Here is a 14,223-nt window from a genome sequence, read left to right on the forward strand (position 1 = left end):
AGATGTGATGGAAAGACGACAGCCAATTCCAGTAGAAGAGGCCATACAGAAAGTCTGCCAATTTCAAAAGCATGGACAAGTTGAATGGGTTCCTTTAAAGGACAGCCTTGGAAGAATGATTGCAGAGGATATTTTAGCAGACCATGATGTTCCTGCTTTTGACCGTTCTCCGTATGATGGCTTTGCACTTCGGGCAGAAGATACGAAAGAAGCATCAAAAGAGCACCCTGTTGAATTTGAGGTGATTGATCATATTGGGGCAGGGATTGTTTCGGAAAAAACGATCGGTCCTTTTCAAGCTATTCGCATCATGACAGGAGCAAAGATTCCAAATGGAGCGAATGTCGTCATCATGATTGAACTGACGAAGACCTTTGAAAAAGATGGGAAATCATTTATGTCACTTAAAAGACCTCTGCAAAAGGGGGACAATATTTCTCGTCAAGGAGAAGAGACGCTCAAAGGGAAAGTGATGGTTGAAAAAGGGACAAAAGTAACCCCAGGCGTCACGGCCATTTTGGCGACGTTCGGGTATGCGGTTGTGCCAGTCGTCAAAAAACCAGTGATTGGCATCATCTCAACAGGCACAGAGCTTCTGCAAGTAAGTGATACAATGGTGGATGGAAAAATTCGAAACAGTAATCTTAGTATGGTCTACGCTCAGGTGCTTGAAGCTGGAGGAGAGCCGCTTGATTTAGGCGGTGTATCCGATGATTTCGAGCTAAGCTATCAAGCAGTAAAATCAGCCTTAAGCAAAGTAGACATGCTGATCACAACAGGCGGTGTATCAGTAGGTGATTTTGACTTTTTACCTGCTATTTATGAAAAGCTAGGGGCAAAGGTGTTGTTTAATAAAGTGGCCATGAGACCAGGAAGTGTGACAACTGTTGCTGCGCTGCCAAATGGTCAATTGCTGTATGGGCTGTCAGGAAATCCTGCTGCTTGTTTTGTTGGCTTTGAACTATTTGTGAAACCTATGATCAATCAATGGTGCTTGAAAGTGAATCCATATCCTGTTTTTGCTGAGGCAACGCTGACACATGATTTCCCAAAAGCCAATCCCTTCACCCGATTTGTCAGGGCAGCACATCAATTCACTGGCAGTCAGTTGAGTGTAACGCCAACAGGTCTTGATAAATCAAGCGCGGTGACCTCTATTGCGGATGCTGACTGTTTCATCGTTCTGCCTGGAGGAACAAGAGGTTTTAGGGCGGGTGATCAGGTCAAAGTTTTGCTGTTTCAGCACGAAGGCGGTGCCCCATGCTGGACACCAAATTAAACATATTACAAGTGGTCGGCTATCAAAACAGCGGCAAAACCACGCTGATCGAAAAGATATGTCAGCTGGCTGATCAAGAGGGATTGAAGCTGGGCTGTTTCAAACATCACGGACATGGCGGGAAACCAGACCGTCAGTTCAAAGAAAAAGATACGGATCGATATGTTCGAGCGGGAGCGTTTGCCGCAGGTGTGGAGGGAGAAGGTGAATTTCACTTTTCAATGAAGCACATGACGTTAGAGCAGCTGCTCAACATGTGTAAACATCTCCCGTTAGATGCTGTCCTGATAGAAGGATACAAACAAGCGCCTTACCGTAAAATCGTTTGTGTAAAGAACGAACAGGAGCTCATCGACCTTTCAACACTTTCTCATATACAAGCAGCCATTTATGTTGATCAAGAGATACAATTAACCGAGAATTACCCGTTTCCTGTGTTTTCAGCATTTGACCAGTGCGGGATGACATTTGCTTTTCACTTATTGAAGGGAGGCAGACTCGCATGAATGATGAGCTTTTTAACATAACAAAAAAGCCGATTGATGTGAATGAATTGATTCAGCATGTGACAAGACGAAAAGCGGGCGCAATTACGACGTTTATCGGGACGGTACGCGAGTGGACAAATGGTAAAAAAACGCTGCGTTTAACCTATGAAGCATACATACCAATGGCCGAAAGCATGTTGAGGCAAATTGGACAAGAAATCAAGAAGCGCTGGCCTGATACTGAAGCGGCCATTGTTCATCGAATTGGAACACTTGACATATCTGACATTGCAGTCGCAATAGCTGTGTCATCTCCTCATAGAAAAGCTGCGTACGAAGCCAATGAATACGCTATTGAACGAATCAAGGAAATCGTTCCAATTTGGAAAAAAGAATACTGGGAAGATGGAGAGGCCTGGATAGGTGATCAGCTTGAAACCGTTTCTTATCCTGAAGGAAAACCTAGTGATCTTCAACTTAACGAGAAAGAAGGTAATCGGCATGATTAGCGTATTATTGTTCGCCGGCCTTGCTGAGAAGGCCGGTAAACAACAAATCATCATTCAAAAAGATCAAACAACGGTTGATGAGATTAAAATAGAATTACAGGAGGTATATGGTGTTGATACTGCACAGAACGTGATGGTTGCAGTCAACGAAATATATACGAGGGAAAATGCTGAGGTGCGTAGCGGGGACACTGTTGCACTCATTCCTCCTGTAAGTGGTGGATAATAGATATTAGAGGATTTGGTTATGGCCAGCGGCTGTAACCAATTTTTTATGTGTGAAAAGCTTGAAGAGTTACTTGGGTATGATCTTCGTAAATAAAACATCCCCGTCGTGCTTTTGAAATGTGAGGATCGAGCTGCTGAATCAGATCATACAATTCACTGATTCGTCTCACATTAAAATCTGTTCGGGCTTGAAGCTGTTCTTTTAATTCTTTTGTGCTTACGATGCTTCCCTTTTTCTCTTTAATAATATCTACACATCTTGCCGCGTAGTATATTTTGTCGTTAGAAGGTCTGCTCTCTTTCATATCTAGCAATTTGAGTTCGTGATAAATCTTTTCTCTCTCCTTTCGAAAGTATTGCCATGCTTCTTGTTCCTTTTCATACAGTAAAATCAATTGCATTTTCAATTTTTCTCTTAACATTCACTTGACTCCATTTCCACTATCATTTAACCTACCTCTATTTTACATTATATGAAAAAATAACATTCGATCAAGTAATATCCTTTTATTTTTATTTTTTTAATATGAAAGTATTGATACTAAAGACTCACTCGTTCTATAAAAGGCGCTAAACATAGCCCTATAAAGCCGGGACTCATCGGGATTACTAGGAGTATTTTAACAAAAAATTGCTGTGTCTACCTGGGACCATCCCAATGCAAAGGAAAAGGATATTTATTCCGAAAGGCATGTTATTTACTTGATAAAAGGTTTTTAGGTAAGTAAAAGCATGATTTTTTGATATGAATAAGGTCTGATCAAGGTGTCCTTTGGAGGATGTCGTTCATGAAAATAGAATAATAGATACCATCCTATCTCAATGGAAATAAAGAAAATCAATTGATCTATCACTTATTGGCAATCTTTTGCTAAAATAGAATTAGCAAGGGAATAAATGAATGTTTACATACTTACTTCATATGGAGAGGATGTCATCAGATGAAAGAAACATTAAACAAGCCTACGATCATAGGCGTGAGCACAAGGCCAGCAGAGCATTTAAAAAGAGTGTGGGAAAATCCAGTCGTGTGGTGGCCATTATGCTGCGTACTTGTATTGACAGTCATTGTCACTTATTTATCTGAACTCGTAAATGCTGGATTGTGGGCGGATTTAAGCCTGCCGCTACCTATTGTGTATGTGACGACACTTATTGGTCTTATTCTGGGGATTGTCATCAACGCTGCAATCTATAAGTTTATCGTTTTTTTAGCAAAAGGAGATGCGTCGTTTCGGCAGATGTTTTCAGGTGTGCTGTACATCACACCTATTACGATCATAGGAACGATGATTTCTCATTTGGCAGTCATCTTTTTCCATGTTCCAAAGGACATAACTGTCACGTCATTAAACGCACTCATTCACCTATCAGGTCCATGGCATGCCGTGTTAGCCAATATTGATCTGTTTGTCATTTGGAATCTCGTTTTAACAGGCTTTTTATTTATCAAAGTCGGCCGTATTTCGCCAAAAATATCTTGGATCATTGTGGGCGTTTTTTATGCACTATCTTTAATCTTTCAATATGTCGGAACGGCAATCAACATGTCTGTAAGCTGGGGGTAGAGTGTATTTATGAGAAAGAAAATCATCGTTGGATCCATTTTCATTATTGTGATTGGTTTATTTATTGGATTTAACATTGCAAAGAATCAGTCGAAGCCTGCTTCTTCGGCAGCAACATTTAAAACAGTTAAACTCACGCCAAAAGAAATCATCTCGACTGTGATGACACCTGGGACACTGTCATTCTCTGAGGAGCAGTTCATTTATGGCGAAGAGGAAAAAGGAAAACTGAAAGAGATTACTGTGAAAGAAGGAGAAAAGGTAAAGGCAGGGACTCCTCTTCTTACATATGAAAATAAGGAACTCGAGCTTGAAGAACAGCAGCAGGCTCTAGCGGCTGAATCAAGCTCACTCAAACTCAAACAATTGCAAAATAGACTCAACGAATTAAATGAACAGCAAGGAGGCGAGGCGGGCTCCAATTCGAAAAACGAGCGAGAGCAGCTTGAGTTGGAATTGAAAGCCGCTGAATTAGAGCAAAAACAAGCTGAGCTGAACCAAGAAAAAGTAAAGACACAAATAGAAGACTTAACGATACATAGCAAGATTGAAGGAACAGTGATATCTGTAGAACAAGAGGCTGGAGCAGGGAAGCTGGAAGAGAGACAGCCGATAATTCATATTGGTAATGAGAAAAAAATGATCGTGCGAGGTTTAATCTCTGAGTATGACGCTATTAAAGTCAAAAAGAAACAAACAGTAAAGGTAACGTCTGATGTCATTCGCGGAAAGAGCTGGCAAGGAGTCGTGAAAAAAGTAGGGGCTGTTCCTGCCCAGGCAACATCCGAAACAACGGCGGGCGATCAAACTGTGCAATATCCGGTCGAAATTGAAATAAAGGGAAAAAAACCTGATGCAAAACCAGGCTTTAAAATGATCATGGAAATTGAAACAGACAAGCGCCAAGCCCTAATGATTCCTGAAACAGCTGTGAAAAAAGAGAAAGATAGGTCATACGTTTATGTCGTTGAAAAGAATGTACTAAAGAAAGTAAAAGTGGCATTAGGGGAAACGTCAGGACATGATCTTGAAGTGACAAAAGGTTTAACGAAAGAGGATCAAATCATTGCAGAACCATCAGATGACATGTATGACGGAATGGAAGTGAATGCTGAATGATTCAGCTTTCAAACGTGACGAAAAGCTATGAGGTGGCACAAGAGTCATTTGATGTATTGAGTAAGATTGACCTTGTCATTGGAAAGGGAGAGTATATGTCGATCATGGGGCCGTCGGGCTCTGGGAAGTCGACGCTAATGAATATCATCGGATGTTTGGACCGCCCAACCTCAGGGCAGTACCATTTTCAAGGCAGAGAGCTGTCAGTAGCAAAGGATCAAGAGCTTGCAGTGATTCGAAATCAATCCATTGGATTTGTTTTTCAGCAATTTCACTTGCTGCCTAGATTAAATGCGAGGCGTAATGTAGAACTTCCGATGATCTACGCTGGAATCAGTCAAAAGGAAAGAAAAGAACGTGCGGAAATGGCACTTGAAAAGGTTGGCTTGGCTGATCGAATGAAACATATGCCAAGCGAGTTATCAGGAGGTCAAAAGCAAAGAGTGGCCATTGCACGGGCGATTGTCAATGAGCCTCAGCTCATTTTAGCTGATGAACCAACAGGCGCTCTTGACTCAAAAACAAGCTTCTCGATTATGGAACAGTTTACACAGCTGAATGAGGATGGGACAACGGTTGTGCTTGTCACTCATGAAGAAGAAATCGCTGCGTATACAAACCGGACGGTCGTTGTGAGAGATGGCCGCCTCGCTCACGATAGATTGACACAAGGGGACGCTATGAATGAAACTCTTTGAAAATATCAAAATAGCGCTGAATTCTGTCCTAGCACATAAATTACGTTCTGTTTTAACGATGCTTGGGATCATTATTGGTGTTGGATCGGTCATTGCCGTCGTTGCCATCGGTCAAGGCGGTGAGCAAATGTTGAAAGAATCGATTTCAGGTCCAAATAATACCATTGATATGACATATACGCCTTCTGATGAAGAATTAAATGCAAATCCAAATGCTTTATTCGAAGCCTCATTTACTGAAGAAGACATACAAAGTATCAAGACAATGAGCGGGGTAAAACAGGTGGCCTCCTCAACTGCACAAGGAATGCAATTGAGATTTCAGGATACGACGGTTGATGCGACAGTTACCGGTATTAATGAAGGTTATACGAATGTACATTCACTGGAGATAGCAGAAGGACAGGACTTACGTGATATTGATTTTCGAAGCGGCAGAAGGGCAGCCGTCATTTCAGAAGGTGTAAAAAAAGAACTATTTAACGGACAGAATGCCATTGGCGAAATGATTTGGATGAACGGACAGCCAGTTGAAGTGATCGGCGTAATAGCAAAGCAGAAAGGGATGTTTTCATTTGATATGAATGAAATCTATGTCCCATTTGCTTTGCTTACAACTGTATTTGGTTTAAATGAATACGACAAGTTGTCTATTCAAGTCGCACACGCTGATCAAATGAAAGAAGTAGGAAAGAATGCCGCTGCACGATTAAATGAAAATCACCATACAGAAGATGCTTACGAAATGATCAATATGGAAGAAATTGCAGCAGGCATCGGCCAAATTACAACTGTGATGACAACGATTATTGGCTCTATTGCTGGTATCTCATTACTTGTCGGCGGCATAGGTGTCATGAATATTATGCTTGTATCTGTGACAGAGAGGACAAGAGAAATTGGAATTCGGAAGGCTCTTGGGGCAACCCGGCCTCAAATACTCGTCCAGTTTTTAATCGAGTCTGTCGTTTTAACGCTGATCGGCGGTGTGATCGGGATTGCCCTCGGCTTAGGCGGTGCATCGCTTGTGTCATTTTTTGCAGGCTGGCCGTCTCTTGTCTCGTGGGAAGTGGTATGTGGCGGTGTCCTGTTTAGTATGCTCATTGGCATTATGTTTGGGCTGATTCCTGCCAATAAAGCAGCAAGACTTGATCCTATTGAATCCCTCAGGTATGAATGATGCTGAACGCGTCTTTCAAAGACGCCGCCAAGAAGATAAGTTGGATATAAATAGCGAGATATTTCGCCTTACATCCGCCGCCTGAAGCCTTTATGCAAATCGCATAAAGGCTTTTTTTAGATCTATTGAATGAAATGAAAAATGATAGAAATGCTAATATCATGACTTTCATCTCAATGTCACATATTTTTCAGTTTACAAATGGTACATATAAAGGTAAGATGACCATTGTGAAAGATTTTGATAGTTATTGAATGTATTTGATTGTTTTGTATTGATAATGTTGAAAAAAGCGATTACAATAAAGGTGCGCGCAAAATGAATACGTTTTCAAAAGGGGGTGTTTTCAATGTTAACACCAGAAAGACATCAACTCATTATCGACTATTTAGAAGAAAACGATGTCATCAAAATACAGGACTTAACGATTATGACGGATGCGTCTGAATCTACAATTAGAAGAGATTTATCAGCCCTCGAAGAAAAAGGCTTTCTCAAAAGAGTTCATGGAGGAGCAGCTAAAATATCTAGTATCCGTCTTGAACCAGATGTATTTGAGAAAGCTGCCAAAAACCTTCATGAAAAGTCATTGATTGCAGAGGCAGCAGCGTCTCTTTTGAAACAAGGCGATTGTATATACTTAGATGCTGGTACGACAACACAGCAAATGATTGAATGTATTGATCCAGATCAAGATATTGTTGTGGTGACAAACGGTGTCATGCACATTGAAGCACTCATGAGAAAAGGTATTCCTTTTTACCTGATAGGCGGATCAGTGAAACATCGAACAGGGGCCATGGTGGGAGCCGCAGCTTTGACAGCTATGGAAAATTACCGTTTTGACAAAAGCTTTGTTGGGACGAACGGCATTCATCCCGAGGCGGGGTTTACAACACCTGATCCAGAAGAAGCGCTCATTAAAAAAAGAGCCATGAAGCAGGCGAAAAAAACCTATATCTTATCAGATGCCTCAAAGTTTGGCGAAATATCGTTTTCAGCCTTTGCTAGTTTACAGGAAGCCACCATTATCACAAACGACGCAAAAGAGGATTCATTCGATAATTACCATGAAAAAACGGTTATAAAGGTAGTGAAAACATGATTTATACAGTTACTTTAAACCCATCAGTTGATTACATCGTACACGTGGAGGATTTCGCTGTCGGCGGTTTAAATCGTTCAACCTATGACAAAAAATATCCAGGTGGTAAAGGAATCAATGTCTCAAGGCTTCTAAAACGTCACGGTGTTGAATCAAAAGCACTCGGATTTATTGGCGGATTCACAGGCAAATATATTCAAGACTTTTTACAAAACGAACAATTACAAACAGCCTTTCACGAGGTGTCAGAAGATACACGCATTAATGTGAAACTAAAAACAGGTGAAGAAACAGAAATCAACGGGCTCGGTCCAAATATTACTGAAGCACAATTTGAGTCGTTTCTCTCCCAATTTACTTCATTGGCTGAAGGCGACGTTGTTGTATTAGCAGGCAGCATTCCTTCCTCACTGCCTCATAAAACATATGAGCGTATTGCTGGTGTATGTGCGCAGCAAGGAGTAAGAGTTGTACTTGATATTTCTGGGGAAGCCTTAAAAAAAGCAGCAGATATGAAACCGTTCTTAATGAAACCAAACCATCATGAGTTAGGTGACATGTTTGAAACGAGTATTTCATCTGCAGAAGAAGCCATTCCTTATGGGAAAAAGCTGTTAGAACAAGGTGCTGAACATGTCATTGTATCCATGGCAGGAGATGGCGCTCTCTTATTCAGTCAGGAAGGGATTTTTCAGTCCAATGTTCCAAAAGGCACGCTGATCAACTCAGTTGGTGCAGGGGATTCAGTCGTTGCAGGATTCTTAGCCGGCGTTGCTAAAGGTCTTTCAATTGAAGAATCATTTAAGCTTGGCGTCACATCAGGAAGCGCTACCGCTTTTTCTGAGGAGCTTGGTACAAAAGAGCTTGTCGATACACTATTGCCACAAGTAAAAGTCACACGCATTTAAAGGAGGAGTCATCATGAAAATTACAGAACTACTCACGAAGCAAACAATTAAGCTTCAATTAGACAGTCAGCAAAAAGAAGCCGTTATTGAAGAGCTGGTCAATGTATTAGATACAGCTGGTAAATTGCATGATAAAGAAGGCTACAAAGAAGCCGTTGTCAATCGTGAAAAACAGAGCTCTACAGGAATTGGTGAAGGAATTGCCATTCCTCACGCTAAAACAGCAAGTGTGAAAGAGCCTGCCATTGCATTTGGCCGTTCAACAGCTGGTGTAGATTATGAATCATTAGACGGACAGCCAAGTCATCTTGTCTTTATGATCGCAGCAACTGAAGGCGCAAACAATACACATTTAGAAGCACTTTCTCGTTTATCGACACTTCTTATGCGCGAAGAAATCCGAAAGCAGCTGCTTGAAGCGGCTACTGAAGATGACATCATTGATATCATCAATACGCATGACAAGGATGAAGAAGAAGAGGAAGTCAAAGAGGAGCCGGCTGCATCAGGAAAACCTGCTAAAATTTTAGCAGTGACAGCTTGCCCAACAGGTATTGCGCATACATTTATGGCAGCAGATGCGTTGAAAGAAAAAGCAAAAGAAATGGGCGTTGACATTAAAGTTGAGACAAACGGCTCTAGTGGAATTAAACATGCCCTTACAGCAAAAGAAATTGAAGAAGCACCAGCCATCATTGTGGCAGCTGATAAGCAAGTTGAAATGGAACGCTTTAAAGGCAAACATGTCATTGAAGTACCGGTGACAGCTGGAATTCGCCGTCCGCAAGAATTGATCGAAAAAGCCATTAATCAAGATGCGCCGATTTATAAAGGCTCAGGCGGCAGTTCTTCAAAAGACGAAAATGAATCATCGGTCAAAGGAAGAAGTGGATTTTATAAGCACTTAATGAGCGGTGTCAGCAACATGCTTCCGTTTGTTGTTGGGGGCGGTATCCTCGTTGCGATTTCATTCTTCTGGGGAATTAAGTCAGCAGATCCTAATGACCCTTCTTTCAATTCATTCGCCGCTGTATTAAAAGGGATTGGTGGAGATAATGCACTTGCCTTAATCGTTGCTGTATTAGCTGGATTTATCGCAATGAGTATTGCAGATCGTCCAGGTTTTGCACCAGGTATGGTTGGCGGATTCATGGCCTCTGCCGCAGGTGCAGGATTCTTAGGCGGACTGATTGCTGGTTTCCTTGCTGGTTACATCGTGGTGCTCCTGAAGAAGGTCTTCACATTCGTACCGCAGTCGCTCGATGGCATTAAACCAGTTCTGCTCTATCCATTGTTTGGTATTTTCTTTACAGGCATTATCATGCATTACATTGTCAACACACCTGTTAAAATGGTGATGGACGGATTAACACATTGGCTTGAAACATTAGGTACTGGAAACCTTGTATTAATGGGCATTATTTTAGCTGGTATGATGGCGATTGATATGGGTGGCCCAATTAACAAAGCGGCCTATACATTTGGTCTTGCCATGATTGCTGCTGGCAACTATGCACCGCACGCTGCTATTATGGCAGGCGGAATGGTGCCGCCGCTAGGTATTGCTCTTGCGACAACGATCTTTAGAAGCAAATTCTCAAAACGTGACCGCGAAGCAGGTATTACATGCTACTTCATGGGAGCTGCTTTCATCACTGAAGGGGCCATCCCGTTTGCAGCAGCCGATCCTCTGCGCGTGATTCCTTCAGCTGTGATTGGCGCAGCAGTTGCTGGCGGATTAACAGAATTCTTTAGAGTCACGCTTCCTGCACCGCACGGCGGACTATTCGTTTTCTGGGTGACAAATCATCCAATTCTTTATATCATCAGCATCTTAATCGGTGCGATTGTAACAGCGCTTTTACTTGGTATTTTGAAAAAACCAGTCAAACAAGAGGCGTAAAGAGAAGAGAAGCATCGTGAATAGCGGTGCTTCTTTTTGTTTAAACTTCAGCAAATTAGGAAAAAATATCTAATTAGATGGTTGTCTTGTGAATTTTTAATGGACATGTGATAAAGTAAAGTTATTCAATTCACGTTTCAAGTCTTTTAGCAGAAAGTCTTAGGAGGAAGCAGTATTTTGAACGAAGAAAACAAACAAAACGAAAATGACATTCAATCTGATGCGAAGCAAGCCAAACCAAAGAAGAAAAGTTCACTGTTTGAATGGATCAAAGCCATTTTGATTGCACTTGCACTCGTCCTCGTCATCCGTACGTTTATTTTTGAGCCGTATGTGGTGGAAGGAGAATCAATGGAACCAACCCTTCATGATGGGGAAAAATTATTTGTTAACAAAACCATCAACTATCTCGGTGGAGTCAAACGCGGGGACATTGTGATTATTAATGGAAAAGACGGTCAGAAAATTCATTATGTCAAACGATTGATTGGTCTTCCAGGTGACACAATCGAAATGAAGGATGATACGCTTTACATTAATGGTAAAAAAGTAGATGAGCCTTATTTAAAAGAGAACAAGGCGCACGCTAAAGAGTATGAAGTGCATTTAACAGGGGATTTTGGTCCAGTCAAAGTACCGAAAAACGATTACTTTGTGATGGGGGACAACAGACTTAATTCTATGGATAGTCGAAATGGACTCGGACTCATTGAAAAGGATCGTATTGTCGGGACATCGGAATTTGTTTTCTTCCCATTTGGCGACATTCGAAAAACACAATAAATACACCCTTCTCAAGACGTGAGAAAGGTGTTTTAAAGGACGACCCTTCATGAAGGGTCGTTTTTAATTTGGTGTGAGCATCGTGACAATGATGACAATGGCTAAAACAGAAGCGAATACAGATCCTGTAATCGCCAACACAGAACGGAATAATCCGATTTTCACATTGTCTTTTCCACGCTTTTGTAAAAAGCGTTTTGAAAAGATGTGGACCAGTGTGTAAATGAGGACAAGCCCAATATAAAGACCAAAATCCCTCGCGTTAAAGCCTGTTGCCGATAAATAAATGCCCATAAAGAAAATCAATAAACAATATTCCATGAGTGTGAGTAATCTCAAATCGCTCGAACTCCTTCAATCAAATCATTCTCACTTATTATACCATATTGGACAAAAAGCCTTTGTTCTTAGAGAGAGACGTTTCTATCAATCGTTATTCATGTTATACTTCATAATGATGAATGAGTGATGGAGGATTAATAAATGATTGCAGTGAATAATGTTAGTTTGCGATTTGCTGATCGTAAATTATTTGAAGAAGTAAATATTAAGTTCACGCCTGGCAACTGCTACGGACTAATTGGTGCCAACGGAGCTGGTAAATCAACGTTCCTAAAGATTCTTTCTGGAGAAATTGAGGCTCAAACGGGCGATGTTCATATGAGTCCTGGGGAACGTTTAGCGATTTTAAAACAGAATCACTTTGAATACGAAGAGTTTGAAGTGTTAAAGGTCGTCATGATGGGTCATAAACGTCTATATGATGTGATGCAGGAAAAAGATGCGATCTATATGAAGCCAGATTTCTCAGATGAAGATGGAATTCGTGCAGCAGAGCTTGAAGGTGAATTCGCTGAGTTAAATGGATGGGAAGCAGAAAGTGAAGCCGCGATCCTATTAAAAGGTCTTGGCATTCCAGAGAGCCTACAATCGAAGAAAATGTCTGAGCTTGGCGGTTCTGAAAAGGTTAAAGTATTACTAGCTCAAGCCTTATTCGGTAAACCTGACGTTCTTCTTCTTGATGAGCCAACGAACCACTTGGACTTACAAGCGATTCAGTGGCTGGAAGAGTTCCTCATTAACTTTGAAAATACTGTGATTGTCGTATCGCATGATCGTCACTTCTTAAACAAAGTATGTACTCATATTGCGGATCTTGACTTCGGAAAAATCCAAGTGTATGTCGGTAACTATGATTTTTGGTATGAGTCCAGCCAATTGGCACTAAAACTAAGCCAGGATGCAAATAAGAAAAAAGAAGAACAAATTAAGCAGCTTCAAGAATTCGTTGCTCGGTTCAGTGCGAACGCTTCTAAATCGAAGCAAGCGACGTCAAGAAAGAAATTGCTTGATAAGATCTCGTTAGATGACATTAAGCCGTCTTCACGTAAATATCCATATGTTCATTTTGCGCCAGAGCGTGAAATCGGGAATGATGTCCTTCAAGTAGAAGGCCTGTCAAAAACGATTGACGGTGTAAAGGTACTGGATAACGTCAGCTTTATCATGAATCGTGAGGATAAAATTGCGTTCTTAAGCCGTCATGAGCTGGCTGTCTCGACGTTATTTAAAATCCTTGCTGGTGAAATGGAACCAGACAGCGGGACATTTAAATGGGGTGTTACTACGTCTCAAGCCTTTTTCCCGAAAGACAACAGTGAATATTTTGAAGGAAGCGATTTAGATCTTGTGGATTGGCTTCGTCAATATTCTCCTAATGATCAAAGTGAAAGCTTCTTGCGCGGCTTCTTAGGCCGTATGCTGTTCTCTGGGGAAGAAGTGAAGAAAAAAGCAAGCGTCTTATCAGGAGGAGAAAAGGTTCGCTGTATGTTATCGAAAATGATGCTCTCTGGAGCGAATATTCTGCTGTTAGACGAGCCGACGAACCATTTAGACCTAGAGTCCATCACGGCGCTGAATAACGGTCTCATGAGCTTTAAAGGGGCTATGCTCTTCTCATCTCATGACCATCAGTTTGTTGAAACAGTTGCAAACCGTATTATCGAAGTGACGCCAAATGGCATCGTTGATAAACAAACAACATATGATGAATTCTTGGCAGATCAAGACATTCAAAAAAGACTTCAAGAGCTTTATGCATAAACATAAAGAAAAGACATCCACATGAGGATGTCTTTTTTCTTTAAAAAGCCCAATTTCCATTACAGATTACAGGTTCAACTTTATCCCCCGCAGTAATATTGTCAAAGTAGGTTGAAAACGTTGATATATAGAGGTTTTATGCTTTAAAAAAGAGTAATAAAATGGATACGATCTAGAAAAGAGCTTTTTTGTAACCAAATGTGATTATCAATGCGTGACCAGAAAAGTATAGTATAATTAACCTTAACAGTTAATAAAGTTTCCCTTAGAATCAGCCTTTCTTTAAATTATCAAGGGAGTTTGTTTTGTGAATGAAGTGGGTACTCTGAAGCTTGCTTGCTGATCTTAAATT

At 41.1% G+C, this 14,223-nt stretch carries 15 protein-coding genes; 13 read left to right on the forward strand and 2 right to left on the reverse strand.

Going from position 1 to position 14,223, the window contains the following annotated elements; genetic code table 11:
* Positions 1-4 precede the first annotated feature (4 nt).
* From BA1_RS06530 to moaD, 4 genes are read left to right on the forward strand one after another with little or no spacing between them, the layout of a single operon-like run.
* Positions 5-1,279 carry a molybdopterin molybdotransferase MoeA gene (locus BA1_RS06530; RefSeq protein WP_034738587.1) on the forward strand — a complete coding sequence of 425 codons (1,275 nt, stop codon included), beginning with the start codon at positions 5-7 and terminating at the stop codon, positions 1,277-1,279.
* Entirely contained in the window at positions 1,261-1,785 is a 525-nt protein-coding gene (mobB, locus tag BA1_RS06535; RefSeq protein ID WP_008356945.1) for a molybdopterin-guanine dinucleotide biosynthesis protein B, read from the forward strand. The genes BA1_RS06530 and mobB overlap by 19 nt, the downstream gene beginning before the upstream one ends.
* The gene (locus BA1_RS06540) at positions 1,782-2,276 is read left to right on the forward strand and encodes a molybdenum cofactor biosynthesis protein MoaE (RefSeq protein WP_008356946.1); all 495 of its coding nucleotides are present in this window, start codon (positions 1,782-1,784) and stop codon (positions 2,274-2,276) included. Before mobB ends, BA1_RS06540 begins: the two co-directional genes overlap by 4 nt.
* Positions 2,269-2,502: a molybdopterin converting factor subunit 1 gene (gene moaD / locus BA1_RS06545; RefSeq protein ID WP_008356948.1), complete on the forward strand. Its 234-nt coding sequence runs from the start codon at positions 2,269-2,271 to the stop codon at positions 2,500-2,502. Before BA1_RS06540 ends, moaD begins: the two co-directional genes overlap by 8 nt.
* Positions 2,503-2,548: 46 nt before the next feature.
* Here moaD and BA1_RS06550 read toward each other — a convergent pair whose 3' ends face one another.
* Positions 2,549-2,926: a Rok-like winged helix domain-containing protein gene (locus BA1_RS06550; RefSeq protein ID WP_008356950.1), complete on the reverse strand. Its 378-nt coding sequence runs from the start codon at positions 2,924-2,926 to the stop codon at positions 2,549-2,551.
* Between the two features lie 519 nt (positions 2,927-3,445).
* Here BA1_RS06550 and yknW point away from each other — a divergent pair.
* The 8 genes from yknW to lepB all read left to right on the forward strand — a co-directional run bounded on the left by yknW (position 3,446) and on the right by lepB (position 11,768).
* Positions 3,446-4,072 carry a YknW family membrane protein gene (gene yknW, locus BA1_RS06555; protein WP_008356952.1) on the forward strand — a complete coding sequence of 209 codons (627 nt, stop codon included), beginning with the start codon at positions 3,446-3,448 and terminating at the stop codon, positions 4,070-4,072.
* Between the two features lie 9 nt (positions 4,073-4,081).
* A complete protein-coding gene (locus BA1_RS06560; protein ID WP_008356954.1) occupies positions 4,082-5,191 on the forward strand; it encodes an efflux RND transporter periplasmic adaptor subunit in 1,110 nt (369 codons plus the stop codon).
* Positions 5,188-5,889 carry an ABC transporter ATP-binding protein gene (locus BA1_RS06565; RefSeq protein WP_008356956.1) on the forward strand — a complete coding sequence of 234 codons (702 nt, stop codon included), beginning with the start codon at positions 5,188-5,190 and terminating at the stop codon, positions 5,887-5,889. Before BA1_RS06560 ends, BA1_RS06565 begins: the two co-directional genes overlap by 4 nt.
* The gene (locus BA1_RS06570; protein WP_008356958.1) at positions 5,876-7,069 is read left to right on the forward strand and encodes an ABC transporter permease; all 1,194 of its coding nucleotides are present in this window, start codon (positions 5,876-5,878) and stop codon (positions 7,067-7,069) included. The genes BA1_RS06565 and BA1_RS06570 overlap by 14 nt, the downstream gene beginning before the upstream one ends.
* A gap of 349 nt (positions 7,070-7,418) precedes the next feature.
* Complete coding sequence (locus tag BA1_RS06575) at positions 7,419-8,174, forward strand: DeoR/GlpR family DNA-binding transcription regulator (protein ID WP_008356961.1); 756 nt, start codon at positions 7,419-7,421, stop codon at positions 8,172-8,174.
* Entirely contained in the window at positions 8,171-9,082 is a 912-nt protein-coding gene (gene pfkB, locus BA1_RS06580) for a 1-phosphofructokinase (RefSeq protein ID WP_008356964.1), read from the forward strand. Before BA1_RS06575 ends, pfkB begins: the two co-directional genes overlap by 4 nt.
* A 13-nt stretch (positions 9,083-9,095) precedes the next feature.
* Entirely contained in the window at positions 9,096-10,985 is a 1,890-nt protein-coding gene (locus BA1_RS06585; protein WP_008356966.1) for a PTS fructose transporter subunit IIABC, read from the forward strand.
* A 210-nt stretch (positions 10,986-11,195) separates the two neighbouring features.
* Entirely contained in the window at positions 11,196-11,768 is a 573-nt protein-coding gene (gene lepB, locus BA1_RS06590) for a signal peptidase I (protein ID WP_034738595.1), read from the forward strand.
* A gap of 63 nt (positions 11,769-11,831) precedes the next feature.
* On the opposite strand, the gene BA1_RS06595 is transcribed toward lepB, so the two are convergent.
* Complete coding sequence (locus tag BA1_RS06595) at positions 11,832-12,107, reverse strand: hypothetical protein (protein WP_008345136.1); 276 nt, start codon at positions 12,105-12,107, stop codon at positions 11,832-11,834.
* A gap of 144 nt (positions 12,108-12,251) precedes the next feature.
* Between BA1_RS06595 and BA1_RS06600 the strand changes: the two genes are divergently transcribed.
* Complete coding sequence (locus tag BA1_RS06600; protein ID WP_008356968.1) at positions 12,252-13,871, forward strand: ABC-F family ATP-binding cassette domain-containing protein; 1,620 nt, start codon at positions 12,252-12,254, stop codon at positions 13,869-13,871.
* Positions 13,872-14,223: the final 352 nt, after the last annotated feature.

Source organism: Bacillus xiamenensis (assembly GCF_000300535.1).
Taxonomy (GTDB): Bacteria; Bacillota; Bacilli; order Bacillales; family Bacillaceae; genus Bacillus; species Bacillus xiamenensis.